The sequence below is a fragment of the Microbacterium sp. GXF6406 genome (assembly GCF_054798215.1).
In genome coordinates this window covers 1-24,538 of sequence record NZ_JBSJZH010000002.1, presented here as the reverse complement: position 1 = coordinate 24,538, position 24,538 = coordinate 1, and the positions used below count along the sequence as shown (strand labels likewise).

General features: G+C 69.0%; 24 protein-coding genes and 2 pseudogenes. 14 read left to right on the top strand and 12 right to left on the bottom strand.

What is annotated here, in order from left to right; genetic code table 11:
- Positions 1–3: 3 nt before the first annotated feature.
- The 3 genes from ACWAUG_RS01705 to ACWAUG_RS01695 all read right to left on the bottom strand — a co-directional run bounded on the left by ACWAUG_RS01705 (position 4) and on the right by ACWAUG_RS01695 (position 1,919).
- A complete protein-coding gene (locus tag ACWAUG_RS01705; RefSeq protein ID WP_460800755.1) occupies positions 4–558 on the bottom strand; it encodes an HdeD family acid-resistance protein in 555 nt (184 codons plus the stop codon).
- Between the two features lie 181 nt (positions 559–739).
- Positions 740–943, bottom strand: a complete 204-nt coding sequence (locus ACWAUG_RS01700; protein ID WP_460800753.1) for a hypothetical protein — start codon at positions 941–943, stop codon at positions 740–742.
- Between the two features lie 85 nt (positions 944–1,028).
- Complete coding sequence (locus tag ACWAUG_RS01695; protein WP_460800751.1) at positions 1,029–1,919, bottom strand: LysR family transcriptional regulator; 891 nt, start codon at positions 1,917–1,919, stop codon at positions 1,029–1,031.
- A 131-nt stretch (positions 1,920–2,050) separates the two neighbouring features.
- Here ACWAUG_RS01695 and ACWAUG_RS01690 point away from each other — a divergent pair, with 131 nt between their 5' ends.
- Genes ACWAUG_RS01690 through ACWAUG_RS01675 form a run of 4 tightly spaced genes read left to right on the top strand, consistent with a single transcriptional unit; the run spans position 2,051 to position 7,620 of the window.
- Positions 2,051–5,494 (top strand): bifunctional proline dehydrogenase/L-glutamate gamma-semialdehyde dehydrogenase, encoded by a 3,444-nt coding sequence (locus ACWAUG_RS01690; RefSeq protein WP_460800749.1) that lies wholly within the window; start codon positions 2,051–2,053, stop codon positions 5,492–5,494.
- A 24-nt stretch (positions 5,495–5,518) separates the two neighbouring features.
- Positions 5,519–6,157 carry an FMN-binding negative transcriptional regulator gene (locus ACWAUG_RS01685; protein ID WP_460800747.1) on the top strand — a complete coding sequence of 213 codons (639 nt, stop codon included), beginning with the start codon at positions 5,519–5,521 and terminating at the stop codon, positions 6,155–6,157.
- Entirely contained in the window at positions 6,154–6,636 is a 483-nt protein-coding gene (locus tag ACWAUG_RS01680; RefSeq protein WP_460800745.1) for an amidohydrolase family protein, read from the top strand. The genes ACWAUG_RS01685 and ACWAUG_RS01680 overlap by 4 nt, the downstream gene beginning before the upstream one ends.
- A 9-nt stretch (positions 6,637–6,645) precedes the next feature.
- Positions 6,646–7,620 carry an amidohydrolase family protein gene (locus tag ACWAUG_RS01675; protein ID WP_460801135.1) on the top strand — a complete coding sequence of 325 codons (975 nt, stop codon included), beginning with the start codon at positions 6,646–6,648 and terminating at the stop codon, positions 7,618–7,620.
- 24 nt (positions 7,621–7,644) lie between these two features.
- Here ACWAUG_RS01675 and ACWAUG_RS01670 read toward each other — a convergent pair whose 3' ends face one another.
- The 6 genes from ACWAUG_RS01670 to ACWAUG_RS01645 are packed head-to-tail and all read right to left on the bottom strand — an operon-like array spanning position 7,645 to position 13,477.
- Positions 7,645–8,625 (bottom strand): formylglycine-generating enzyme family protein, encoded by a 981-nt coding sequence (locus ACWAUG_RS01670; RefSeq protein WP_460800743.1) that lies wholly within the window; start codon positions 8,623–8,625, stop codon positions 7,645–7,647.
- Positions 8,626–8,676: 51 nt separating this feature from the next.
- Complete coding sequence (locus ACWAUG_RS01665) at positions 8,677–9,714, bottom strand: alpha/beta hydrolase (RefSeq protein WP_460800742.1); 1,038 nt, start codon at positions 9,712–9,714, stop codon at positions 8,677–8,679.
- A gap of 16 nt (positions 9,715–9,730) precedes the next feature.
- On the bottom strand, positions 9,731–10,282 hold the full coding sequence (locus tag ACWAUG_RS01660; protein ID WP_460801134.1) for a cysteine hydrolase family protein: 552 nt from the start codon (positions 10,280–10,282) through the stop codon (positions 9,731–9,733).
- A gap of 2 nt (positions 10,283–10,284) precedes the next feature.
- Positions 10,285–11,733: a purine-cytosine permease family protein gene (locus tag ACWAUG_RS01655; RefSeq protein ID WP_460800740.1), complete on the bottom strand. Its 1,449-nt coding sequence runs from the start codon at positions 11,731–11,733 to the stop codon at positions 10,285–10,287.
- Positions 11,734–11,787: 54 nt separating this feature from the next.
- The gene (locus ACWAUG_RS01650; protein ID WP_460800738.1) at positions 11,788–12,195 is read right to left on the bottom strand and encodes an MmcQ/YjbR family DNA-binding protein; all 408 of its coding nucleotides are present in this window, start codon (positions 12,193–12,195) and stop codon (positions 11,788–11,790) included.
- Positions 12,196–12,199: 4 nt separating this feature from the next.
- Positions 12,200–13,477, bottom strand: a complete 1,278-nt coding sequence (locus ACWAUG_RS01645) for a M18 family aminopeptidase (protein ID WP_460800736.1) — start codon at positions 13,475–13,477, stop codon at positions 12,200–12,202.
- A gap of 188 nt (positions 13,478–13,665) precedes the next feature.
- Between ACWAUG_RS01645 and ACWAUG_RS01640 the strand changes: the two genes are divergently transcribed.
- From ACWAUG_RS01640 to ACWAUG_RS01620, 5 genes are all read left to right on the top strand, one after another.
- Positions 13,666–14,535: an EamA family transporter gene (locus ACWAUG_RS01640; protein ID WP_460800734.1), complete on the top strand. Its 870-nt coding sequence runs from the start codon at positions 13,666–13,668 to the stop codon at positions 14,533–14,535.
- A gap of 128 nt (positions 14,536–14,663) precedes the next feature.
- On the top strand, positions 14,664–15,818 hold the full coding sequence (locus ACWAUG_RS01635) for a TIGR03364 family FAD-dependent oxidoreductase (RefSeq protein WP_460800733.1): 1,155 nt from the start codon (positions 14,664–14,666) through the stop codon (positions 15,816–15,818).
- Entirely contained in the window at positions 15,815–16,528 is a 714-nt protein-coding gene (locus ACWAUG_RS01630; protein ID WP_460800731.1) for a phosphonatase-like hydrolase, read from the top strand. The genes ACWAUG_RS01635 and ACWAUG_RS01630 overlap by 4 nt, the downstream gene beginning before the upstream one ends.
- Position 16,529: 1 nt before the next feature.
- Positions 16,530–17,618, top strand: a complete 1,089-nt coding sequence (locus ACWAUG_RS01625) for an alcohol dehydrogenase catalytic domain-containing protein (protein ID WP_460800730.1) — start codon at positions 16,530–16,532, stop codon at positions 17,616–17,618.
- 19 nt (positions 17,619–17,637) lie between these two features.
- Complete coding sequence (locus ACWAUG_RS01620) at positions 17,638–18,579, top strand: EamA family transporter (RefSeq protein WP_460800728.1); 942 nt, start codon at positions 17,638–17,640, stop codon at positions 18,577–18,579.
- On the opposite strand, the gene ACWAUG_RS01615 is transcribed toward ACWAUG_RS01620, so the two are convergent.
- Positions 18,557–19,312: a YidC/Oxa1 family membrane protein insertase gene (locus tag ACWAUG_RS01615; RefSeq protein WP_460800726.1), complete on the bottom strand. Its 756-nt coding sequence runs from the start codon at positions 19,310–19,312 to the stop codon at positions 18,557–18,559. The genes ACWAUG_RS01620 and ACWAUG_RS01615 overlap by 23 nt on opposite strands.
- A gap of 66 nt (positions 19,313–19,378) precedes the next feature.
- Positions 19,379–19,672: a DUF6412 domain-containing protein gene (locus tag ACWAUG_RS01610; protein WP_460800725.1), complete on the bottom strand. Its 294-nt coding sequence runs from the start codon at positions 19,670–19,672 to the stop codon at positions 19,379–19,381.
- Between the two features lie 43 nt (positions 19,673–19,715).
- Here ACWAUG_RS01610 and ACWAUG_RS01605 point away from each other — a divergent pair, with 43 nt between their 5' ends.
- The 4 genes and pseudogenes from ACWAUG_RS01605 to ACWAUG_RS01590 all read left to right on the top strand — a co-directional run bounded on the left by ACWAUG_RS01605 (position 19,716) and on the right by ACWAUG_RS01590 (position 22,762).
- The gene (locus ACWAUG_RS01605; RefSeq protein ID WP_460800723.1) at positions 19,716–20,759 is read left to right on the top strand and encodes an NAD(P)H-dependent flavin oxidoreductase; all 1,044 of its coding nucleotides are present in this window, start codon (positions 19,716–19,718) and stop codon (positions 20,757–20,759) included.
- 83 nt (positions 20,760–20,842) lie between these two features.
- Positions 20,843–21,058, top strand: a pseudogene (locus ACWAUG_RS01600) (glutamine ABC transporter permease); the annotation flags it as partial.
- 83 nt (positions 21,059–21,141) lie between these two features.
- Positions 21,142–21,861, top strand: a complete 720-nt coding sequence (locus ACWAUG_RS01595; protein WP_460800721.1) for a transporter substrate-binding domain-containing protein — start codon at positions 21,142–21,144, stop codon at positions 21,859–21,861.
- Positions 21,862–22,237: 376 nt separating this feature from the next.
- Positions 22,238–22,762, top strand: coding sequence for a hypothetical protein (locus ACWAUG_RS01590; protein ID WP_460800719.1), 525 nt, complete (start codon positions 22,238–22,240; stop codon positions 22,760–22,762).
- On the opposite strand, the gene ACWAUG_RS01585 is transcribed toward ACWAUG_RS01590, so the two are convergent.
- Complete coding sequence (locus tag ACWAUG_RS01585; protein ID WP_460800717.1) at positions 22,759–23,235, bottom strand: hypothetical protein; 477 nt, start codon at positions 23,233–23,235, stop codon at positions 22,759–22,761. The genes ACWAUG_RS01590 and ACWAUG_RS01585 overlap by 4 nt on opposite strands.
- A gap of 321 nt (positions 23,236–23,556) precedes the next feature.
- Here ACWAUG_RS01585 and ACWAUG_RS01580 point away from each other — a divergent pair.
- Positions 23,557–24,461, top strand: a pseudogene (locus ACWAUG_RS01580) (IS3 family transposase); the annotation flags it as partial.
- Between the last annotated feature and the right edge of the window lie 77 nt (positions 24,462–24,538).

Below are 24,538 nucleotides of genomic sequence, written 5' to 3'. Positions count from 1 at the left end.
CCCTCAGGCCGCGTTCTTGCCGAACTGGAACGAACGGATCATGTTCATCACGCCGAGCACGACGAGTGAGATGCCCAGCAGCCACCACAGCACCTCGGCGCCCCACAGCGGCGAGAACAGCAGGAGGATTCCGGCGATGATGCTCAGGACGGCGAACAGCGCCGACCAGCCCTTCGACGAGGCATCACCGAGGGTCGTCAGCGCGACGACGCCTTCGACGACCCACATGATGCCGACCATCACACCGAGGAATACCGCGAGCCACAGCATCGTCTGGCCGAGGCTCATCAATGCGACCACGCCGGCGATGATGAACAGAATGCCCAGCGCGATGTGTCCGACCCGAGCCCAGCCGCCCTTGGACTTGCTGAAGATGCCGAGACCCGCATAGGTCAGACCCGCTGCGATCGCGTAGATCGCGATGATCGCTGTGACGACCATGGCGGTGCGGCCCGGCCACACGAGCACGAGGATGCCGACGATGGCTGCGAGGAGCCCGCCGATCCCGATCGCGGCGCGGATGCCATTGACGGCGGTGGATTCGGGGCTCTTGCTCATTGTGCTTCCTCTCGCGGCGGTCGCCCGCGTGCGCGCGAGCGGTCGGACGTCGCGGTTTCGTCCGCGACATCAGCCCGATCCTTCCGAGAAAGCGTGCCGGTGGGGGTGAGCGGAGGGCAAGATCACCCGTCGGGTCACCTGAGTGATCACCCGGCGCCCGGTGGCTCCGCCCGCGGCGAGATCAGCGTCCGCTCGGAGGAAGACGATCGACGCCGTGACGGTTGGGTTTGTCGGGCTCCGCGGCCGTGTCGGGTCGTGCGTGCTCGGGCCCCGTGGGTGGCTCGGATGTCGGGTACTCCGGCTCGTCGATCTCGACGGCCTTATCGCGCTCATCGAGGGGAGGCAGATGGTCGAGGGGCTGTTTGATGTCGTCTGGATGGCTCATGCCCCTACCCTCGGCCGTTCGATCGGGCTCGCACAGGGGGTTGAGAACAGGGCGATCTTGTGAATGGTGACGGCGAGCGCCATTGTCATCGCGGTTCGTGGGCCGCCAGAGCATCGATCAGCGCAGTGAGGACCGCTGCGAGGGTTTCGTCGTCGCGTGACGACGTCCGGGTCGCGGCGAAGATCTCGCGCACAGGGGAGTCGGGCAGTTCGAGCAGGCGCACGGAGCCGCGGTCGCCGGTCCAGACGAGATCGGGGAGCATGGCGGCTGCGTGGCCGGCGGCGACCAGGCGGGCATGGGCGATCAGGTCGGTGGCCTCGAAGCGCACCTCGGGCTCGAAACCGGCGGCGCGGCACTGCTGCACGGCCCATCGGCGCACCGTCGCGCCCTGGGGCTCCATGGCCCAGGGGTGATCGCGCAGGTCGGCGAGTTCGCGCGCGGGCGAGTGCGGGGGCACGGCGATGCGCACCGGGTCGCTTCCCAGCAGGGTGCGCTCGATGCCGTCGCGCAGTTCGCGGGTGTGGCCGGGGTACTGCTCCGCGACGACGAGGTCGAAGGTCCGGGCCTGCAGCTCGAAGAGTGCTTTCTCGGGTGGGATCTCGACCATGTGCACGCGGATGTTGGGATGCTGGGCCCCGAGCGCCGTCAGGGCGCGCGGGACGACGGCCTCGGCGACCGTCGGCATGACGGCGATGCGCACGACCTCCGCGGCGTGCTGCGCCGTCGACAGCTCGGCGCGGACGGCCTCGTCGAGTTCGAGCGCCCGGGCCGCATGCTCGGCGAGCAGGCGCCCTTGCGCGGTCAGACGTACGCGCCTACCGTCGGGTTCGAGCAACGAAGCACCCGCCTCGCGTTCGAGCAGGGAGAGCTGTTGCGACACCGTCGAGGGGCTGTACGCCAGGGCTGCGGCGACCTCGGCGATGGTGCCGCGCAGCGCCAGCTCGTGCAGGAGGCGCAAACGTCGGAGCTCGAACATCGGGCACCTCGCTATCTTCGGGAACATCGAACGATATCCATCGTAAACGCTCGCTTTTCACGAATGGTCGAGTGCCTGCACACTGAGACGAGGACTCGCGGCGACGCCGCGCTCTGGAGTGAGGAAGACCGATGACTCAGACGACATCGACGCCCATCGAGCACGCCGAAATGGCAGAGCTCGCCGACGACGCCGTGGCGCTCGTGCGCCGCTGGCTCGAGGAGAGCCGTGAGGTGCCCAGCGATGCTGCCGCCCAGCGCCTGGCCGGCGTGCTGCGCGATCCGAAGGGGCTCGACTTCACGGTCGGCTTCGTCGACGGCGTCGTGCGCCCGGAGGACCTGAGGGTCGCGGCCCACAACCTCCACGACCTCGTGCCGTTGACTCCGAAGTTCCTGCCGCTCGCGCTGCGCGGTCTCATCGGTCTCGGCGGGGCCCTCGCCCCGGCATTCCCGGGGATCGTCGTGCCGATCAGCCGCCGTGTGCTGCGCGGCATGGTCCGCCACCTCATCGTCGACGCCACGGATGCCAAGCTCGGCAAGGCCATCCGCAGCATCCGCTCCGATGAGGGCGTACACCTGAACATCAACCTCCTCGGCGAGGCCATCCTCGGAGAAGAGGAGGCCGCACGCCGGCTCGCCGGCACCCGACGACTGCTCGAGCGCGACGATGTCGACTACGTCTCGATCAAGGTCTCCTCCACCGTCGCCCCGCATAGCCCGTGGGCGTTCGACGAGGCAGTCGCGCACGCTTCCGAGGCGCTCGTGCCGCTGTTCCGCATCGCGAAGGCGCGCGGCAAGAAGTTCATCAACCTCGACATGGAGGAGTTCAAGGACCTCGATCTGACGATCGCGGTGTTCACGAGCATCCTCGACCGCCCCGAATTCCGCGACCTGTCGGCCGGTATCGTCCTGCAGGCCTACCTGCCCGATGCCCTCGGCGCGATGATCCGCCTGCAGGAGTGGTCGGCGGTTCGCGTCGCCGATGGCGGCGCAGACATCAAGGTGCGCGTCGTCAAGGGCGCGAACCTGCCGATGGAGCAGGTCGATGCCGAGACGCACGGCTGGCCCCTGGCCACCTGGCACAGCAAGCAGGCGACGGATGCCTCGTACAAGGCCGTCCTCGACTACGCGCTGCGTCCCGAGCACGTGAAGAACGTGCGCATCGGCGTCGCCGGGCACAATCTCTTCGACATCGCGCTGGCCTGGCTGCTCGCCGAGAAGCGTGGCGCGACCTCGGGCATCGAGTTCGAGATGCTGCTGGGAATGGCGACCGCGCAGGCGACCGTCATCCGCCGCACGGTCGGGTCTCTGCTGCTGTACACTCCGGTCGTCCACCCGGCCGAGTTCGACGTCGCGATCGCCTACCTGATCCGCCGTCTCGAAGAGGGCGCGTCCACCGAGAACTTCATGTCGGCGGTGTTCGACCTCGACGACGACCCGGCGCTGTTCGCCCGCGAGCGCGACCGCTTCCTCGCGTCGATCACGACGATGCCCACCGAGGTGCCGTCCTCCAATCGCACCCAGGATCGCTCCGCGGGAATCATCGCGGTGCCCGAGACCGGCTTCGAGAACACCCCCGACACCGACCCGAGCCTGGCCGCGAACCGCGCGTGGGGCGACGCGATCCGCTCGCGCATGCAGGAATCGCAGCTCGGTGACGAGACGGTCGCGGCGCACACCCTGAACTCCGCCGAGCAGCTCGACGCGGTCGTCCGGACCGCGGTGGGCGCCGGTGAATCCTGGCGGGCGCTGGGCGCCGCCGGGCGTGCCGAGATCCTGCACCGCGCCGGCCGCATCCTCGAGCAGCGCCGTGGCGACCTCCTCGAGGTCATGGGCTCCGAGTGCGGCAAGGTCATCGAGCAGGGCGACCCCGAGGTCTCCGAGGCGATCGACTTCGCCCATTACTATGCCGAGAGCGCGCTGGCCGCCGACGCGATCGAGGGCGCTGAGGCGCGTCCGGTGGGTCTCACGGTCGTCACGCCGCCGTGGAACTTCCCCGTCGCGATCCCGGCGGGTTCCACCCTCGCGGCCCTCGCCGCCGGTTCGCCGGTCATAATCAAGCCCGCCCGCCAGGCCCGCCGTTCCGGTGCGGTCATGATCGAGGCGCTGTGGGAGGCGGGCGTGCCCCGCGATGTCCTGCAGTACGTGCAGCTGGACGGCCGCGAACTCGGGCAGAAGCTCGTCAGCGATCCGGCCGTCGGCCGTGTCATCCTCACCGGCGGCTACGAGACGGCCGAGCTGTTCCGCGGCTTCCGCCCCGACCTGCCGCTGCTCGCCGAGACCAGCGGCAAGAACGCCATCATCGTCACCCCGCACGCCGATCTCGACCTGGCCGCGAAGGATGTCGCCTACTCGGCGTTCGGCCACGCGGGCCAGAAGTGCTCCGCGGCATCCCTCGTGATCCTCGTCGGCTCGGTCGCCGACAGCGAGCGCTTCCGCCGTCAGCTCATCGATGCCGTCGGCTCGTACCAGGTCGGTCAGCCCTGGGAGGGGCCGAGCCGCATCGGTCCGCTCATCGGCCCGGCCGACGGCAAGCTGCTCCACGCTCTGACGACGCTCGAGAACGGTGAGTCCTGGGTCGTCGAGCCCGAGAAGCTCGATGACGCCGGCCAGATGTGGAGCCCGGGGATCAAGGAGAACGTCGTCGCCGGTAGCCCGTTCCACCTGACCGAGTACTTCGGGCCGGTGCTGGGCATCATGACGGCGAAGACGCTCGATGAGGCGATCGGCCTCGTCAACGCGATCGACTACGGCCTCACCTCGGGGCTGCACTCCCTCGATGAGGACGAGATCGCCCAGTGGCTCGCCGCCGTTCAGGCCGGAAACCTCTACGTCAACCGCGGCATCACGGGAGCCATCGTGCAGCGTCAGCCGTTCGGCGGCTGGAAGAAGGCCGCGGTCGGTGCGGGGACGAAGGCCGGCGGGCCGAGTTACGTGCTCGGCCTCACGGATTGGGCGGATGCGCCCGTCACCGCGGACGCACCGAGCGATGCGCTCTCGCGCGCCGCGCTGGCAGCGTTGACGTCGGTGGATGCCACGGCGGATACCGCCTGGCTGCAGGGCGCGCTCGCCACTGATGTCGCCGCCTGGCGGGGCGAGTTCGGCGCGGTCAGCGACCCGACCGGCCTGGTCACCGAGCACAACGCTCTCCGTTATGGCACGGTCCCCGTCACGATCCGTCTCGCCGAAGCATCCGTCGCCGAGGTGATCCGTGTGATCGCGGCGGGCCTGCGCACCGGTGCGCGGCTGAACGTCAGCACGGCTGCGGCGCTGCCCGCCGCGGTGCAGACCTGGGCGACGGAGTCCGCCATCGGCGTCGCGGTCGAGGATGACGCCGCATGGGGCGCGCGGGCTGTCCGCATCGCCGAGTCCGGCGGTCGTATCCGTCTCGTCGGCGGCGATGCCGCAGTCCTCGCCGAGCACACGGGCGGATCGCCCGCGGTCGCCGTGTACGCCGGCCCGGTCCTCTCGGCTGGCAGGATCGAGATGCTGCCCTACCTGCGCGAGCAGGCCGTCTCGATCTCGGCGCACCGCTTTGGCACGCCGCACCGGTACGAGATCCCGACTCTGATCTGACGATCGTCACGAAGGAATGATGCGATGAGGCCCAACCCCGATTACGAACTCGACGACGTCGACGCGATCCGCGCCCTGGTGCGTGAGAACCCGTGGGCGAGCATCGTGAGCTTCGTGCCGGGGAAGGGCCTCGTCGCATCCCACTATCCGATCCTTCTCGACGAGGACGCCGACGGCATCGTGCTGCTCAGCCACGTCGGCCGCCCCGACGAGCGGCTGCACGAGCTGGGCGGGCACGAGGCGATGGTGATGATCTACGGCCCGCAGGGCTACGTCTCCCCGGGCTGGTACGGCGTGCCCTCCGGCGTCCCGACCTGGAACTTCGCCGTCGCGCATCTCTACGGCACCCCGGAGATCCTCACCGACGACGAGAATCTGCGCGTGCTCGATCGACTCGTCTCGCACTTCGAGAACGTGCTCCCCGAGCCGTACCTGATGCACCGCACCCTCGAGAACACCGCCTACGCGGAGCGGATCGTGCACGGCACGGTCGGGTTCCGGATGCGCGTGGACCGGTTCGAGGCGAAGGACAAGATGAGTCAGGACAAGCCCGCCGAGGTCGTCGACCGCGTGATCACCGCGCTCGGTGAGCCCGGGCCGTACTTCAACCCGTCGCTGGCGGCGCGCATGTCTGCGATCCACCACGAGGAGCAGAGCCGATGAGCGTCCTGACCTTGACCGGCGTACGCCCCTATGGTGCGGCCGAAGCCGTCGACGTGTTCATCCGCGACGGTGTGATCGATGCCGTCCTGCCGGCCGGAGAACGAGCGCCCGACGGCGAAGCGGTCGACGTCGCCGGACGCTGGATCGGTCCCGGCCTCTGGGATGCGCACGTGCACTTCACCCAGCACGTCATCCGCCGCCGCCGCATCGACCTCTCCGAGACGACGAGCGCCGCGGACGTCATCGCCGCGACGGTCGCGGCCCGCGCCGCGGACTGGCCGCTCGCGGACGGGATGCTGATGGGCTACGGATTCCGCGACGGGTTGTGGGTCGAGCCCGCCACGCTCGCCGCCCTCGATGCGGCCGTGGCCGACGTTCCCGTCGTGCTCGTCAGCGGTGACCTGCACTGCGGCTGGATGAACTCCGCCGCGGCCGCCTACCTCGGCGTCGAGCTCGATGAGACCGGACTGCTGCGCTAAGGGCCTTGGATCGATCTGCTCCACACCTTCGATGCGGCATCCGACCTGCCCTTCGAGGCGTACCGGGATGCGGCGGATGCGGCATCCGCCCGTGGCGTCGTCGGCATCGTCGAGTACGAGAAGACCGACAACGTCACGGAGTGGCGCGACCGGGTCGAGCGCGGCCTGACCGGACTGCGGGTGGACGCCGCGGTCTGGGGCGACCGGCTCGAGGCCGTCATCGCCGACGGCTGGCGCACCGGCCCCTCTATCGATGCGGAGTCCCTCGTGACCTTCGGGCGCCTAAAGGTCATCGTCGACGGATCCCTGAACACCCGCACCGCGTGGTGCTGGGACCCGTACCCCGGCACCGACCCGGCGCACCCGCACTCCTGCGGCATGGAGAGCGTGTCGATCCCGGAACTGCGCCGACAGCTCGAGCGTGCCCGCGCAGCCGGCATCGAGGCCGCCGTCCACGCGATCGGCGACCGGGCGAACACCGAGGTGCTCGATGTGTTCGCCGATCTCGGAATGACGGGCGTCATCGAGCACGCGCAGCTGGTGCGCGAGGAGGACTTCGCCCGCTTCGCCGCGCTGGGGCTCGCCGCGAGCATCCAGCCCGAGCATGCCATGGACGACCGTGATGTCGCCGACCACCACTGGGCCGGCCGCACCGATCGTGCGTTCGCGTTCGGCTCGCTGCACCGATCCGGTGCCGAGCTGCGCCTCGGATCCGATGCGCCCGTGGCCCCGCTCGACCCGTGGATCTCGATCAGCGCCGCCACCGCGCGCAGCCGCGGCGACCGTGACTCGTGGCACCCGGAGCAGCGCCTTCCGCTGGATGTCGCCCTCGCGGCATCCGCCCGGTCGACGCTGGATGCCGGTCAGCCCGCCGACCTCGTGGTCATCGACCGCGACCCCTATGCCTGCGATCGCGACGAGCTGCGCGAGATGCCGGTGGCGGCAACGCTCGTCGGAGGCCGGTTCACTCACCGAGCGCTCTGAGAGCCGCCTCGCACCGTCGCCTGATCAGACGGCGACGGTTCGGAAGCCGGCGTTGCCCATCGACGAGTCGGGAGTGCTCTGCGATCGTGCCGCGTTGCGGTACCGGTTGCAGTACGAGTCGTGGCACAGGTAGCTGCCGCCGCGCAGCACGCGCTGCTCACCGGCATCCGGTCCGGTCGGCGCGGTCGCAGCGCCGGCCGCGTACGTCTCGGCGCTGAACCAGTCGGCGCACCACTCCCACACGTTTCCGACGCTCTGCCAGAGGCCGTAGCCGTTGGGGGCGAAGGAGCGGACCGGTGCGGTCGTGAGGAAGCCATCGTCGCCGGTGTTCTCCTCGGGGAAGCGGCCCTGGAAGATGTTCGCCCGCCAGCCGTCGGCATCCACTTCGTCGTCGCCCCAGGGATACTTCTTGCGCTCCAGGCCGCCGCGGGCCGCGTACTCCCATTCCGCTTCGGTGGGCAGGCGTCGTCCGGCCCATGCGCAGTACGCCTGGGCGTCGTTCCAGCTCACGTGCACGACGGGGTGGTCGCCGAGGCCGTCGAGGTCGGAGCGTCGGCCGCCGGGGCGGGTCCAGTCGGCACCGCGAACACCCACCCACCAGGGGGTTTGCGCGGGGCGTCCCACGATGTCATCGTCATCGGCGGCGACCGCCGCGTGGAAGACCGCCGAGTACCCGAACGCCTCGGCGTCGGTGCGGTAGCCGGTCGCGGCGACGAACGCCGCGAAGGCGTCGTTGGTGACGGTGGTCACATCGATCGAGAACGCCTTCAGCGTCACCCGGTGCAGGGGGATCTCTCCATCGCCCGGATTGCGGTCGCCCGACGCATCGCCCATCACGAACGTTCCCGCCGGGATCCCGGCCTGGGGGATCGGATGCTGGCCGGTGCCATCATTCCGCGGGTCTCGCGACGCGGCATCCGGCGCCTGAAGAGTGAGGAACTGCTCGCGCGCCGGGGCGCCGCAGGCGCAGGCCGGGCCGCACCCGGGGGATTCGTTGGTCGTCATCGGAACCATCCTAGAATCCGCGCGCAACAACCTTCGCCCGGTGCAACAGGATCAGCGGTCGGTGTGCGCGTCGAGGAAATCGAGGGTTTCGGTGAGTGCGGTCTGGGCCTCATCGAGGTCGAGGTGGAACTGGTACTCGTGGGGGAGGGCCGGTTCGTGGGCGGCGGGCCAGAACAGTGTGGTGAGGTCGACGCCGACCTCGTCGAGACGGTGCGCCATCGGGATCGACTGCAACCAGGTGAGACCATCGCCGTTGCCGCCGGAGATGTATGTGGCGGGGAAGTCCTCCGTGACCCAGTCGATCGTCGACATGGTGGATCCGGTGGCGCCCTCGGCCCACGTCTTGTCTCCGGCGTACGCCCACATCGCGGACTTCAGCCCCCATCCCTCGATGCCGGTGAGCGCGGCGAGAGCGGCAAGATCGTAGACGCCGCAGTTGAGGATCGTGGCGGCGAGCTGGGTGGCGTCGAGCGCCGGATCGACCGACATGATGTCGGCGTACTCGGGGTTCGTGATGATGGTCGCCATCTGGCTGGCGAGCTGCGCGCCGGCCGAGTCCCCGGCCAGCACGATCTGCGAGGCATCGACACCGAGATCGTCGGCGTGCTGATCGATGTAGGCGAGGGCCTGGTTGATCTGGTGCACGGCGGTCGGATACGTCGCCTCCGGGCCGAGCGTGTAGTTCAGCGAGATCGCGGTGTAGCCCTCGGCGGCGATCATCCGCATATAGGGGTTCACGTCTTCCTTGGCGCCGGAGATCCAGGCCCCGCCGTGGATCCAGACCACGGTCGGCAACGGTTCCGTGGCGGATGCCGGGGAGAAGGCATCCATCGTGGTGTCGACGCCGTCGTCTCCGTAGGAGATGTCGAGCGTCTCCGCCACCTGGTCGGCATCCGGCAGATGCCGGTTCATCTCGGCGACGGTCGCTTCGGCGCCCCAGGTGAAGACCGTGCGGATGACCATGGCGGAGGGCCAGGGCGTGATGGCGCCGATCAGCGCGACGACCAGGGCGATCGCGATGACAGCGATCACCGCGATGCGGGTCTTGCGCCAGTTGCGCGGATGCACCGCTGCTGCCGATTTCGTCATGATTCCCCCTCGGGGATCAGTTTGGCAGAACGGATGCCACGATCTCGGCGGTCGTGGCCAGCGTGATCTGCGGCGGGTAGAGCCCGAGCACGTGGAGGGCCGCGGCGTGGTTCTCGGCGGAGGACCCGGCACAGGCGTCCGTCGCGATCGTCACCCGGGCGCCGGCATCCGCTGCGGCGAGCGCTGTCGAGAGCACGCAGCAGTCGGTCGTGATGCCGGCGAGCACGATCTCGGCATCCGTCCCGACGAGCGATGCGAGCTCCGGCCCCCACTTGCCGAACGTGGGCGCATCGAGTGTCGGATGCGGCGACAGCGAGCGCGCCTCCGGGGCCAGGTCGAACAGCGGATCGTCCGCGGGTCGATCGGCGAACGGCCACGCCGTGAAGTAGTCGCCCCACGATGTCGACCGGTCGGCGGTCGGCAGCCAGCGCGTGACGACGACGCGACCGTCGAAGGCGGCGGCGAGCTCTCGGATGCGCGGCATCGCATCGGCGAAGAAGGGCGAGCCCCACTCCGAATCGTCCGCGGCGAAGATGTTCTGCGGATCGATGACGACGAGCCAGCGCATGCTCACGCCTCCTGCCTCCGGATCTTCGCGGCGCGCGCGAACCAGGTGACGAGGAGCGACAGCACCAGCGCGAAGAAGACGCCGAGGTTCGCGTACGCCCAGTCGCCCTCGCGGCCGCCGATGAGGAACAGCAGGTAGCCCTGCCAGTTGTTCCATTCGGCCTCGGCGGCGAAGTTGTTGACGACCAGGCCCCAGCCGATGACGGATGCTGCGACCATCGTGATGATGGAGGTCCAGTCCCATGCGCCGTATCGACCGCGCGGGTCGAACAGGGCGTCCTCGTCGTAGACCTTCTTGCGGCGCAGGATGTCGGCGATGAGGATGCCGGCCCAGGATGCCAGCGGAACGCCGAGGGTGATGAGGAATGACTGGAACGGGCCGAGGAAGTCCTCCGCGAAGAAGACCACCCAGATTGTGCCGAGGGTGAGGATCACGCCGTCGATCGCTGCCGCCGAGGGTCGGGGGATGCGGATGCCGAGGCTGATGAGGGTCAGGCCCGACGAGTAGATGCCGAGCACCGCGCCGGAGACGAGGGCGAGCACGGCGGTGAGCAGGAACGGCACGAGCACCCACACCGGCAGCAGTGTCGCGAGCGCTCCGATCGGGTCGGCGGAGACCTGGTCGAACAGTGTGGCGTCGGAGCCGGCGAGCAGCGTGCCGAAGATGACGAGCACGATGGGCGCGAGCGCGCCGCCGATCGTGTTCCAGGCGACGATCGCCCCGTCGGATGCCGTGCGCTTCTGGTAGCGCGACCAGTCGGCGGCGATGTTGATCCAGCCCAGCCCGAACCCGGTCATGACCATCACGAGTGCGCCGATGACCTGTCCGAGCGATCCGTTCGGCAGGGCGAGCACGGCCGCGAAGTCGATGTGCGGGACGGTGAGGATCACGTAGAGGATCGTCACGGCGCCGGTGAGCCAGGTCAGCACCGACTGCATCTTCATGATGGCGTGATAGCCGAGCACGGATGCCGCGACGATGAGCGCCGCGACGATCACGGTCGCGGCGACGCGCAGTGCGACGGAGTCGCCGTCACCGCCGAGCTGGGTGATGACGGTGGCGGTGGCGAGCACCGCCATGATCGCCAGGAACGTCTCCCAGCCGATCGAGGTCAGCCAGGAGACGATACCGGGCGCTTTCTGCCCGTGCACGCCGAACGCGGCGCGGCTGAGCACCATGGTCGGCGCCGAGCCCCGCTTGCCGGCGATCGCGATGAGCCCGCACAGGAAGAACGACGCGACGATGCCGATGATCGACACGAGCGTCGCCTGCCAGAACGAGATGCCGAAGCCCAGCACCCAGGATCCGTAAGACATCCCGAATACCGAGACGTTCGCGGCGAACCACGGCCAGAACAGATCGCGGGGCTTCGCGGTGCGCTCGGACTCGGGGATGATCTCGATTCCGGCACGCTCGATGAGCCCCGGGGCAGTGGCGATCTTCTCTGACATGCGCTCATCCTGGCATTCGGATGGGCGCGCTGTCCAGTTGGGTCAATTTGACTATTACTCGATGGGCGGGATGCCGAACGTGTTCGGATCGACGGGGCGGATCCGCCGCGGCAGGGTGTCGACGACGAGGCGGTACGACTCGGTGACGAGCTCCTCGACGAGATCGTCGGGCAATGAGCCGTCGGGATGCAGCGAGATCCAGTGCTTCTTGTTCATGTGGTAGCCCGGCGTGATTCCGGAGAACTCCTGGCGCAGAGCGTCACCGTCAGCCGGGGCGGTCTTCACGATCGCGATCGGCTCGCCGTGCACCAGCGGCAGCAGCAGGAAGACCTTGCCGCGAACCTTGTAGACGTCCCAGTCGAGGCCGAACGGATGCGTGAGCTCGGCGCCGGGGAGCCCCTCGGCGCGGTCGGCGGCGCGACGCTGCAGCATCGCGCCGCCGGGACCGTCCGAGGTGCTCATCGCATCAGGCCGAGAAGAAGGTCTCGGCGACGCGGGTGAGGTCATGCAGGTCGGTGACGCCGGCCAGCTCCCGGGCGGAGTGCATCGACAAGATCGGGATGCCGACGTCGACCGTGCGGATGCCGAGGCGCGTGGCCGTGATCGGACCGATGGTCGACCCGCAGGGCACATCGTTGTTCGAGACGAACTCCTGCGAGGCGACGCCCGCCGTCTCGCACCAGCCGGCCCAGGCCGCCGCGCCCACCGCGTCGGTCGCGTAGCGCTGGTTGGCGTTGATCTTCAGGATGGGTCCCGAGCCGAGCAGCGGCTGCACGACGGGGTCGTGCTTGTGCGCGTAGTTCGGGTGCACCGAGTGCCCGACGTCGCTGGAGAGGTGCCAGGATGCCGTGAACGCGCGGCGCCGCTCGGAGTCATCCGCGCCGAGTCCGGCGTAGACACGGGCGAGGACGTCCTCGAGGAACGGGCCTGCGGCGCCGGAGCGCGAGGCGGAGCCGAGCTCCTCGTGGTCGAAGGCGGCGAGCACGGCGATCGACTGAACCTCGTCGAGCGCGGCGAGGGCGACGACACCGGCGTGCACGGAGGCGAGGTCGTCGAGACGGCCGGAAGCGAAGAACGCGTCATCCTTGCCGAAGATCGCGCCGCGTGCCGAATCGGCGACGACGGCGTCGAAGCCGCGGATATCGGCGGCGTTCACACCGGCGGATGCCGCGAGCTCGCCGAGCAGGTCTTCGCCGGACGGATCGCCCAGGCCCCAGACGGGCTGGGTCTGCAGCTGCTTGTCGAGCGTGAGGCCGTTGTTCGCGCCGCGGTCGAGGTGGATGGCCAGCTGCGGCAGCCGCAGGAGGGCGCCGGTTGCGGCGAGCACGACCGAGCCATCGGCCATCGCCAGGCGTCCGGCCAGGCGCAGTTCGCGATCGAGCCAACTGTTCAGCAGCGGGCCGCCGTAGACCTCGACGCCGGCCTGCAGCCAGCCGCGGGAGCCGGTGGTGGGCTTGGGCTTGAGCTTGAAGCCGGGGGAGTCGGTGTGCGCGCCGAAGATCTGCGCGGGGGTGTGGGGCGCGGCATCCGAGGGCACGACCCAGGCGATGGCGGCTCCGTCGCGCACGACGACGAAGCGCCCGCCGGGCTGCGCGGGCCAGGCGTCCTCCTCGTTCAGCCGGGTGAACCCGGCGTCCTCGAGTCGGCGCGCGACCTCCTCGGCGGCGTGGTAGCTGGAGGGGGAGGCGGCGACGAAGTCGGCGAGATCCTCGGCGTGGGAACGAGCGGAAGCGGAAACGGCCATGCCTCGATCGTATCCATCGGTTCACCGGGTGCTGTTATGGTGTGCCGCGACAGTGCCTAGGGTTCCGGGGTTCGCACCCGACTGGTCCGAGCGGCACCACGTCCCGCCTCCGCAGGCGGGGCGTCATCTGACAGGACAAAAGCCCGGAGGAGCCCGTTCGTCGCGCCCGCGATGCACAGAAGGCTCCGATGTCCCCTCTCGCCCTGGTCCTCGTATTCTCCGCCGCCGTCGTGCACGCGGCGTGGAACATCATCGCGCACGGCGTCAGCCGCGCCGGCATCCCGTTCCTGTGGTGCGGAGCGGTGGCGGCAACGGTGATCTGGGGCGCCGCGATCCCGCTCACGGGCGGCTTCGGGGAGGGCGAGGCGATCGGCTTCGCGATCGGCACGGGAGTGTCGGGGGTGCTGCACGTGGTCTACATGCTCGTGCTGCAGCACGGCTATCGAGTGGGTGTGCTCTCGACCGTGTACGCGACGGCGCGGGGCAGCGGGCCGTTCCTCGCCGTGCTCGCCGCCATCGTGCTGCTGGGCGAGTCCCTCTCACCCGCAGCCCTGGCGGGCGTCGCGGCGATCATCGCGGGCGTGGTGGCGCTCGGACTCGTGGGGCGCGAGCCCGTGCGCACCGAGCGGCCCGGCCGGATGGACCCGTCGATCGTGTTCGGCCTGCTCACGGGCGTCGCGATCGCGACGTACACGATCTGGGATGCGCACGCCGTGCGCTCCTGGTCGCTGGCGCCCGTGCCGTTCATGGTCGGCACAGCGTTCATGGAGCTGCTGATCTATTCGACGATGCTGCGCGGGCGCTGGACGGCGACCCTGCGGTTCGCCCGGCTCGAGTGGCGGCGCGTCGTGATGTTCGGGTTCCTCTCGCCGCTGTCGTACATCCTCGTGCTCGTGGCCATCACGATGGCGCCCGTCGCCCTGGTCGCGCCGCTGCGCGAGGTGAGCGTGGTGCTTGTGAGCCTGTTCGGCGTTTTCGTGCTCAAGGAGAACCGACCGGGCTGGCGCCTGGCGGCATCCGGGGTCGTCGTCGGCGGCATCGTGATGCTCGCGCTGTAGCGGGTTCAACAACTGTTCATCTGTTCTGACAGGTCGGTGAACGGGCGACGAACACTTCCCGGAACCGCCGGAATCCCGGGGTCCGGGGTGTCACAGTGAGAGCCGAACACCCCACAGGAAAGGTCGCTGTGTCTTATCTCCCCGCACCGGCGGATACCGCCGATCTGGTCGTCGTCGGATCCGGCATCGTCGGGCTGGGTGCGGCCTATGCCGGCGTCCGCCGCGGCCTGCGCGTCATCGTCGTGGATCGCACGGATGCCCCGGTGGGTGCGACGGTCCGGAACTTCGGCCACCTGTGCATCGGGGCGCAGACGGGGCGCGCCCGCGGGTTCGCCGATGCATCGCGCGAGATCTGGATGCGGTTGGCCGCGGATGCCGGTTTCTGGCTGCGTCCCTCGGGAACCCTGATCGCTGCGCAGCACGCCGACGAGCTCGCGGTTCTCGAGCGCGCTTCGGCCGGGACGGATATGCGGATGCTGTCGGTCGAGGCGCTGCGCCAGCGGGCACCGCTGCGGGCCGGGTCGATCGTGGGCGGGGCGCTGCTGGCGAGCGATATGCAGGTGAATCCGCGCACGGCGGCGTCGGCGATCGCCCGGCACCTGAGCGATATGGGTGTCGAGTTCCGCTTCCGCACCGCGGCGACCGCGGTCAGCGGTCGCGGCGTGCGCACGACCCGCGGCACGATCGACGCCGGACGCGTCGTCGTCGCGGCGAATCACGACCTCGATCAACTGCTTCCCGATCTCGCCGAGCAGCGGGGCATCGTGCGGTGCGCGCTCGACATGATGCGCGTCGGCGCCGATCTTCCGCGCGAGTTGGAGGCGCCGCTTCTGACGGGCTGGTCGCTGCTGCGCTACGGCCGCTTCGCGGAGTTCCCCGAGACCGACGCGCTGCGCGAGAGGCTGCACGCCGAGCGGCCGGATCTGGCGGCGCTGGATCTCAACCAGATGTACACGCAGCTGCCGGACGGCTCGCTGATCCTCGGCGACTCGCACGCCCGCAGCATCCAGCCGGAGCCCTTCCAGCCGGAGGCGGCGTTCTCCGCCTTCCTCGACCAGGCGCAGCACCTGTTCGAGACGGACGGGTTCCGGGTTCTGGAGCGCTGGCAGGGCGTCTACGCCTCGGGCCCGGACGAGGTCCTCATCGAGGAGCCGGAGCCCGGATTGCACGTGATCGCCGCCACCACCGGCATCGGCATGACCTGCGGTCTCGGACTCGCCGAGCACACGCTTCAGACCGCATTCGACCGGGCGCTCGAGCCCGCACAGGGAGGAACCCCATGACCGCCATTGAACTCGTCGTCTTCGACATGGCCGGAACGACCGTGCGCGATGAGGGGGTCGTCGAGCAGGCGTTCCAGCGCGCCGCGGAGCGCACCGGCGTCGCCGATCGGATGCCGTGGGATGAAGCGCTGCAGTACGTGCGCGACACCATGGGGATGTCCAAGGTCGATGTCTTCACGCACCTCGCCGGCGGGGACATCGCGGCGGCGACCGCCGCGACCGCGCAGTTCGAGGGCGCCTATGCCGAGCTCATCGCCGAGCAGGGCGCGGCCGAGGTGCCGGGTGCCGCCGATACGATCCGCGCGCTGCGCGATGCGGGCATCACCGTCGCACTGACCACGGGCTTCGCCCCGACCACGCGCGACGCGTTGCTGGATGCCCTCGGCTGGCGCGACCTCGTCGATGTCGCGCTGTCGCCCGCGGATGCCGGACGCGGCCGCCCCGCACCCGATCTGATCCTCACGGCTCTGCTGCGCACGGCCACCAGCTCGGTGCAGGCCGTCGCCGTCGCGGGCGACACGAGCAGCGATGTGCTCTCCGGCCGCCGCTCCGGTGCGGGTTTCGTCGCCGGGGTGCTCAGCGGAGCGCATGGCGCAGAGGCCCTGCTCGCCGCGGGCGCTGATGCTGTGCTCGATGACGTCACCGCGATGCCGCTCGCTCTCGCCGAGCGCGGCCTGATCGCCGACGGCGTCCTGTCCTGGGCGCCGTGAGATGCGCGTCCTCCTGCCGCACGACGAGCGCGAAGACGTCACCCTCCGACCCGCCGCGACCGCGAAGGTCTGGCTCGGCGTCGGACAGAACCACGAGACCGTCGCGGTTCCCGGCGTCGCCCTCGGGCGTCACGACGTGCTCGTGGCGATCGAATTGTCGACCGTGTGCGGGTCGGATGTGCACACGGTCTCCGGGCACCGCACGGCGCCCGCGCCCCTCGTCCTCGGTCACGAGAGCGTCGGCCGCATCATCGCGGTCGGCGAGGGCGGCGTCGAGGATGCCGAGGGGCAGACGCTGCGCATCGGCGACCGCGTCGTCTGGTCGGTGACGGTCTCCTGCGGCACGTGCGACCGGTGCGCGGCGGGGGTCGGACAGAAATGCCGGGCGCTCGCGAAGTACGGGCACGAGCGCATCGAGCCGCGGTGGGAGCTCACGGGCGGCTTCGCCACCCACGCCCACCTGCGCGCCGGAACGACGATCGTGCGGGTGCCCGAGGCGCTGCCGGCCGCGACGCTCGCCCCCGCCTCCTGCGCGACGGCGACGGCCTGGGCGGCGATCCAGCGCGGATCCCGGACGCATGAGCTCGAGGGTGCCCGCGTGCTCGTCCTCGGCGCCGGACTCGTGGGCCTCTCGGCCGTCGCGATCGCGGCGGATGCCGGGGCCGCCGTCACCGTCGTCGATCCGTCGGCCGAGCGCCGGGCCTTCGCCGAACGGTTCGGGGCGAGCGCTCTGGCAGCACCCGTGGACACCGCGGACATCGTGATCGAGGCATCCGGGCACGCGGTCGCGGATGCGCTCGCCGCCGCCGATGTCGCCGGGCACGTCATCCTCGTCGGGAGTGTGTTCCCGGCCGCGCCCGTCGGAATGGATGCCGAGAGCGTCGTGCGCCGGCTGCTCACGATCAGCGGCGTTCATAACTACACGGGTCATGACCTCGCGGGAGCCGCCGCATTCCTGGGCGGGAGGGGGAGGGGATACCCCTTCGATGAGGTCGTCGGCGCGCAGTACGCGCTCGACGACGTCGACGCGGCGCTCGCCGCCGCCTCCGCTCCGGGCGCGCCGCTGCGCATCGCCGTGAACCCGCGCTGAGAGCGGGCAGACTGGAGGGATGGCCCCCGCAGCGACTTCCCGTCCGACGCTCGGCGCGGCACTGGTTCTCGGATCGTGCATCTCGCTGTCGTTCGGGGCGGCGATCGCCGCGCAGATCTTCCCCGTGCTCGGAGCATGGGGCGTGACGGCACTGCGACTGAGCGTCGCGGCGATCGTCATGCTCCTCGTCGTGCGTCCCGCCGTGCGCCGCTGGAACCGCACGCAGTGGAAGGCGGCGATCCTGTTCGGCGTCGCGCTCGGCGGCATGAACGGCTCGTTCTACGCCGCGATCGTACGCATCCCATTGGGACCCGCCGTCGCGATCGAGTTCCTCGGTCCGCTCGTCCTGTCGGCACTGCTGACCCGTCGCCTCGCCGATACCGGGTGGCTCGTGCTCGCCGTCGTCGGCATCGTGCTGCTGGGCGTCGACGGTATGGTCGGTGCGCAGGACCTCGACCCGGTCGGCGTCGGCTTCGCCCTCATCGCCGCGGCGTTCTGGGCGTTCTACATCCGCGCCACGGCGCACGCCGGGGCCGTGATCCCCGGACGCGGCGCGCTCGCCGTCGGTTTCGTCGTCGCATCCGTCCTGCTCCTGCCCTTCGGCGTTCCGGCAGCCGTCGTCGTGGCCACGGACCCGATGCTCATCGTCCTCACGCTGGCGACCGCGTTGCTCGGCTCGCTCATTCCCTACACGCTGGAATTCTCGGCGCTGCGGATGGTTCCGCAGCGCGTCTTCGGCATCCTGCTCAGCCTCGAACCCGCCACGGCCACCGTCGCCGGCTGGCTGCTGCTCGGCCAGTTCGCCAGCCCCCTGCGGCTGCTGGCGATCGCCTTCGTCATGGCGGCGAGCATCGGGGTGAGTCTCGTCGGAGTCCGCCCGCGGCGGAGAACGGACCCCGTCTCCGGGCCGGACGACGGCCCGGAGGAGACGCCGCCGCTCAGCGAGCCGGCGACGCCGTGACGAGCGGGTACCGGCGGCGCAGCACGATGCGCTGCACGAGGGTCCACACCGCCGTCACGGTCAGATAGAGCGCGGCGGCCAGCGGCACGAACACCGCGAACACCGCGGTCAGGTAATGCAGCGTGTTCATCGCGCGCAGCACTCCGGGCGACGACAGCGGCGAATCGGCGACCGGCTGCGGGCGGAACACCCGCTTCGTGATCTCGGCGACCGCGATCATCACGGTGATGAGCACGATCGAGACGGCGAGCGTCGGCAGCGAGAACGGGCCGGTCGTGAGCATCTGCACGAGGCTCGTGCCCAGACCAGCGCCGAGCAGGTCATGCGCGAGCAGATTGTTCGGATGCCCGGCGATCTTCGTGCGCAGGAACAGCGAGTAGAGGATGCCGACGACCGGGGCCTGCAGCAGCACCGGCAGGCAGCCGGCGAAGGGGGAGGTGTTCTCCTCCTTGTACAGCTGCATGGTCTCGCGCTGCAGGCGTTCGGGGTTCTTCTTATGGCGCTTCTGAATCTCCGCGAGTCGCGGTGCCAGACGCGAGCGGGTCTGCTCGGCCCTCGCCTGCGAGATGCCGACAGGGATGAGGAGTGCGCGGATGAGGAGGGTGACGAGGACGATGGCGGCCGCTGTGCCGGCGTCGCCGACGATCGGTTCGAGGGCGTCCGCGAGGGTGGTCAGGGCGGAATAGGCGGCGTCGAGCACGGCCGCGATGGGGCCGAAGGAATAGATGTCCACTGTGAGGTGTCCGTTCGAGGATTCGGGAGGGTCGGCGCAGTGCCGTGCTCCCGCCCGAACGGACGGTCACACGGCGGGCGCGGCTCCCGGAGCTCGCGGACGCGGATGCCCCGCGGCATCCGGATCGCTCTGCGACAGCAGCACGGAACGGCCGATCGCGCGGAGCGGATGAGGCGACGACCCCTGTCCGGTCCGCACCATGCCGATCGTGACCGCGACGGCCAGCACCGAGACGGCGAAAAGCGCGGCGGTCAGGGCGAGGGCGGCGAGCTGCGTGGCAGAGAGATCGGGCAGCGCGGCGAACCCGAGCACGGTCGCGAGCAGCTGCATGAGCTGTTCCATCGCGGCCGAGATCGTCATGCCACCCAGACTACCGCCTCGAAATGGGGCGTAGCCTCGTGGCATGAGCGACCTGTGCGACCTCCTTGGCATCCGTCATCCGATCCTGCTCGGCGCATTCGGCGGGCTGTCGTCCGTCGCGCTGACCGCGGCGGTCAGCGATGCCGGCGGCCTCGGCGCCTATGGCCTGTACGGCTACGACGGCGAGCGCATCCGTGAGACCGCCGCGGCGCTGCGTGCGGCGACCGATAAGCCGTTCGCGCTCAACATCTGGCTGCCCACCGGCGACGAGGTCGAGCCGGGTCCGCAGCACATGGTCTTCGCGCAGGCGCTCGAGCCGTTCTACGAGGCGGTCGGGGTGCCGGTGCCGCAGAGGCCCGAGCGCTACCTGCCGTCGCTCGACGAGCAGCTCGATGCGATCTGGGAGGCGGCTCCCGCTGCGCTCAGCGTCGTGTTCGGAGTGCCGTCGGCCGAGATCGTCGACGAGGCGCACCGCCGCGGAATCCGGGTGACCGGCGCAGCCACCACGGTCGCCGAGGCCGTCGCACTGGAGGAGGGCGGTGTCGACGTCGTGATCGTGACGGGCGCGGAGTCGGCCGGGCACCGGGTGTCCTTCCTGAAGCCCGCGGCCGAGTCGATGGTGGGTCTGTTCGCGCTCGTGCCGCAGGTGGTGGATGCCGTATCGATCCCCGTCGTCGCCGCCGGTGCGATCTCCGACCGCCGTGGCGTCGCCGCGGCGCGGGCGCTCGGCGCAGACGGCGTGCTCGTGGGCACCGCGTTCCTCGCGACCGAGGAATCGGCCGCGAACGATGCGCACCGAGCGGCGATCCGCGCGACCCCGGCGGAGGCCACCGTCCTCACCCGCGCGATGAGCGGGCGCCTCGCCCGCGGCGTCCGCAACCGCACGGTCCGGGCGATCGAGGCGAGCGGCACGATCGCCCCGTTCCCCATGCAGAACTGGCTCACCGGACGCTTCCGCGCCGAGGCCGGGGCTCAGAACCTCGGCGAACTGCAATCGCTGTGGCTCGGACAGGGATCGAAACTCGCGACCCGCACCACGGCGGCGGAGGTATTCGCCGAGCTGCGCGCCGGGCTCCACAACGGATGAGATCGATCCATGCGCGGCGTTGGAGGAAAGGCTGAATTGGTGCGGCCACACGGTCGCTGTTGCAGATCCGAGGAGCATCCGTCGTGATTCCACATCCCGCCCCCGCGAATGTGCGCCCGCGCACCTTCGTCCGAAAGATCGGGGCGTGGGCCATCACCGCGTTCGTCGCGGTCGCCGCGCTGCTGGGCGGAGCCGCCCCCGCGCTCGCCGCCGATGACTCCGGTGAGACCTACGTGATCGGCACCGACACGACCTTCGCGCCGTTCGAATTCACGAACTCCGACGGTGAGCTCGTCGGCATCGACATGGACCTGCTGCGCGCCATCGCCGAGGACCAGGGCTTCCAGGTCGAGAGATCCGCCAGCTCGGATTCGACGCCGCGGTGCAGGCGCTGCAGGCCAACCAGGTCGACGCCGTCATGGCCGGCATGTCGATCACCGAGGAGCGCGAGAAGACCTTCGACTTCAGCGCCCCGTACTTCACCAGCGGCATCCAGTTGGGTGTGCTCGAATCCAGCGACATCGAGTCGCTCGACGACCTCGACGGAAAGACCGTCGCGGTCAAGACCGGCACGCAGGGCCAGACCTTCGCCGACGAGAACAAGGACGAGTACGGCTTCCGCGTCACGCCCTATCAGGACACCACCGACATGGTGGATGCCGTCAAGGCCGGGCAGGCCGTCGGCTACTTCGAGGACTTCCCGGTGCTCGCCTACGGCATCCAGCAGGGCTCCGGCTTCCGCCTCGTCGGCGAACCCGAGCTCGGCGGCGAGTACGGCTTCGCCGTCAACAAGGGCATGAACGTCGAGCTCGTCGACATGTTCGACGCGGGCCTGGAGAACCTCAAGGCCTCCGGCGAGTACGACGTCATCGCCGAGCGCTACCTCAGCGGCGGCGAGGCCACCGATCAGGCCACCGGCATCATCTCCGTCGCGGTCAAGTACTGGCCCGCCCTCATGCAGGGCCTCTGGCTGACGATCCTGTCCACCATCATCGCGATCGTCGCCGCCTTCGTGCTCGGCATCGTGTTCGACTGGCGGAACGGAGATATTGAGGTGTGCGATATTCGCCGACTTTACGTCCGGCTGCTGTCTCGTGGATGAGCGACTCGGGCGGGGATCGCTCATCGATTCTCACCTTATTGTGCGGGCGCTTCCGCACACTTGCGGAGCACCTGGAGAACGCGCACAGCGCGACGTGCCGTGCTCGTTGGACTCTGCTCCTTCGATAGCCTTGAGCTCACCTTGGACACTCGGTCCTTGGCAGATGGAATCAAGGATGAAACTCAGGTTTGTTCGATCGGCCGCGTGTGCTGTTGGAGTATTCGCTCTCGTATTCGGCGCCACATTTCCAGCGCATGCCGCGCCGACGGATTCCGATGAGAGTGAAAGCTCGGTTGCAAGCTCAGGGGAGAGCACGCCAGCACCCGGCTTACCAATTTCAATCGGAGCCCAGAAGGACGACGCCCTAGTCGTTGGGGTGACCGGCGAAGATCAGGTCACGCCGTATTTGTTCGATCCGATTGACTCTCTCCAGTGTGACGTGCTGGGCAACGCTGATCACACGATCACGAACTACAGCATCTATCGCTTCGATACCCCGTCGGGCGACCCCTGGATCACCGCAGGGGCGGTGAGCTTGCTGTGCGGAACGGACACCACATCGGGATTCAAGCATATTCGCAGTCGCCATCAGTCCAGTACCTCGTTCCACCCCAACTCGTGGGAGACGATTCGCTCTTCAGCAATCGCGGCGGGTGCAAATCCGGGGATCCCGTGGGATGACTACATGGATCACGCCATTCAGGACTCACTCGACTTCGCAATGCCGTTCCCTGCGAACATTGGTGGCGGTAAGGCTTGTTTCTCGACGATCTTTCATATCTGGGTGGGCGAGGAGGTCTACGCTTCCTGGTACGTGAACTCAATCGTTGCAGTAAGCAACCGTTTAGTGGTTACCGCCTACCCCAGCGACATTGCGTATACGTCAGACTGCAATCCCTAACCGGAGGACGTGCTCGCATTAGGAGCAAACATAGAGAAGCTGGGTGTCACGGTGATTCCCAGCTTCTCTACTGCTTGCTGCACCTCTGCGCAGAGCCGGGTGCCTTCTTCGATCCAAGCGCTCCCGAGCTCCGGATCGGGCCAACGAACTTCAAAAATCGGGTCGAGGTCCTCTTGCCAGACCTTAACCCATGCTTCCAAGCGTCGAGAGAGGTCGTCATCGAGATCGAGGTGTTCAGGTCGCAACGCGATTTTCCCCCATAGCGGCCACCTGTGGCCCCAATCGGGGAAGAACATCACGACGTCGTCAACAGCTTGCACAATTCCTCCTAGCTTCGCTCTGAGATCCAGTATGTGATCTTTCGATATTCCATGATGCCTCGAGATGATCGAGCCCGTGACCATAAGAAAATCATCGTTCAGTAGCAGCTCGCGGAGTCGCTGCTCGCGCAAGCGAAGGATCAGGAACCGCACAGCCCTAGTTCGAGCTGGTCTCCCCGTCGGCGTTGTGCGCGTCAGGTTGACGGTGTTTGCCGGCGCCTGCATCTGCGTCTCGCGCGACGAGGTATTCGATGCTGTCCCGGCGTGAGTGCTGGGCCCAGGTCGTCGCAGCTTGAGGAGTGAGACCGAACTGGGCCGCGACGACTGCGGCGGGCAGGTCGGTGGCAAGGGCAACCATCGCAGTGTTACGTGTGATCTGCGGTCGTATCCCGATGCGCGAGAGTCGGGACTGCTGCACGAATAGGTGACATCTGATCTGGCTTGCCCGAGCGGTGGGCCTGGAAGGATGTTGCTGTGCCTAAGCCCTACCCGAGCGAGTTCCGTGAAGATGTTGTGCGCGTCGCGAGGAGCCGCGAGCCCGGCGTGACCATCGAGCAGATCGCGAAAGACTTCGGAGTCCACCCGATGACGTTGCAGAAGTGGCTGCGCCGCGCCGACATCGACGAGGGCGCGAAGCCCGGCCAGACCCGGACCGAGGCTGCCGAGATCCGTGAGCTGCGGAAGCGGAACCGGCTCCTTGAGCAGGAGAACGAGGTGCTCCGCCGCGCGGCGGCGTATCTGTCGCAGGCGAACCTGCCGGGAAAATGTTCTACCCGCTCGTGACGGAGCTCGCCGCCGCAGGGATCCCTGTGACGGTGACGTGCCGGGTGCTCAAGCTCTCCCGCCAGCCCTACTACCGGTGGCTGGCCGACCCCGTCACCACGAGCGAGGTGGTGGAGGCGTATCGCGCGAACGCGTTGTTCGACGCGCATCGTGATGACCCGGAGTTCGGGCACAGGCTCCTCGCCGACGAAGCCCGCGATGCCGGTGAGACGATGTCGGATCGCACCGCGTGGCGGATCGCGTCCAGCAACGGCTGGTTCAGCGCGTTCGGGAAACCCAAGCGCGGCAAGCACCGCCGGCCCGGCCCTCCGGTGCACGACGACCTTTGCGCGGTCGTCGATGAGCACGGCCGGACCCGGCACGTCTTCGCCGCCGATGCGCCGAACGAACTGTGGTTGACGGACATCACCGAGCACAAGACCGCCGAAGGCAAGCTCTACCTCTGCGCGATCAAGGATGCCTACTCCGGCCGCATCGTCGGATACTCCATCGACTCGCGGATGAAGTCCCGCTTGGCCGTCCAGGCGCTCGAGAACGCCGTCGCGATGCGCCGTGATGTCGCCGGCTGCGTGGTCCACAGCGACAGGGGCAGTCAAGCCGTATTCAACCGGTCGTCGCAACACCGGCGAATCGGGGTATTGGATGAGCGTGTGGGACAGGCAGAAGCAGGTGC

Excerpts from the sequence above, each read along its gene's own strand:
- ACWAUG_RS01705 (WP_460800755.1), bottom strand. The coding sequence starts at position 558 with ATGAGCAAGAGCCCCGAATCCACCGCCGTCAATGGCATCCGCGCCGCG.
- ACWAUG_RS01700 (WP_460800753.1), bottom strand. The coding sequence starts at position 943 with ATGAGCCATCCAGACGACATCAAACAGCCCCTCGACCATCTGCCTCCC.
- ACWAUG_RS01695 (WP_460800751.1), bottom strand. The coding sequence starts at position 1,919 with ATGTTCGAGCTCCGACGTTTGCGCCTCCTGCACGAGCTGGCGCTGCGC.
- ACWAUG_RS01690 (WP_460800749.1), top strand. The coding sequence starts at position 2,051 with ATGACTCAGACGACATCGACGCCCATCGAGCACGCCGAAATGGCAGAG.
- ACWAUG_RS01685 (WP_460800747.1), top strand. The coding sequence starts at position 5,519 with ATGAGGCCCAACCCCGATTACGAACTCGACGACGTCGACGCGATCCGC.
- ACWAUG_RS01680 (WP_460800745.1), top strand. The coding sequence starts at position 6,154 with ATGAGCGTCCTGACCTTGACCGGCGTACGCCCCTATGGTGCGGCCGAA.
- ACWAUG_RS01670 (WP_460800743.1), bottom strand. The coding sequence starts at position 8,625 with ATGACGACCAACGAATCCCCCGGGTGCGGCCCGGCCTGCGCCTGCGGC.
- ACWAUG_RS01665 (WP_460800742.1), bottom strand. The coding sequence starts at position 9,714 with ATGACGAAATCGGCAGCAGCGGTGCATCCGCGCAACTGGCGCAAGACC.
- ACWAUG_RS01660 (WP_460801134.1), bottom strand. The coding sequence starts at position 10,282 with ATGCGCTGGCTCGTCGTCATCGATCCGCAGAACATCTTCGCCGCGGAC.
- ACWAUG_RS01655 (WP_460800740.1), bottom strand. The coding sequence starts at position 11,733 with ATGTCAGAGAAGATCGCCACTGCCCCGGGGCTCATCGAGCGTGCCGGA.
- ACWAUG_RS01650 (WP_460800738.1), bottom strand. The coding sequence starts at position 12,195 with ATGAGCACCTCGGACGGTCCCGGCGGCGCGATGCTGCAGCGTCGCGCC.
- ACWAUG_RS01645 (WP_460800736.1), bottom strand. The coding sequence starts at position 13,477 with ATGGCCGTTTCCGCTTCCGCTCGTTCCCACGCCGAGGATCTCGCCGAC.
- ACWAUG_RS01640 (WP_460800734.1), top strand. The coding sequence starts at position 13,666 with ATGTCCCCTCTCGCCCTGGTCCTCGTATTCTCCGCCGCCGTCGTGCAC.
- ACWAUG_RS01630 (WP_460800731.1), top strand. The coding sequence starts at position 15,815 with ATGACCGCCATTGAACTCGTCGTCTTCGACATGGCCGGAACGACCGTG.
- ACWAUG_RS01625 (WP_460800730.1), top strand. The coding sequence starts at position 16,530 with ATGCGCGTCCTCCTGCCGCACGACGAGCGCGAAGACGTCACCCTCCGA.
- ACWAUG_RS01620 (WP_460800728.1), top strand. The coding sequence starts at position 17,638 with ATGGCCCCCGCAGCGACTTCCCGTCCGACGCTCGGCGCGGCACTGGTT.
- ACWAUG_RS01610 (WP_460800725.1), bottom strand. The coding sequence starts at position 19,672 with ATGACGATCTCGGCCGCGATGGAACAGCTCATGCAGCTGCTCGCGACC.
- ACWAUG_RS01605 (WP_460800723.1), top strand. The coding sequence starts at position 19,716 with ATGAGCGACCTGTGCGACCTCCTTGGCATCCGTCATCCGATCCTGCTC.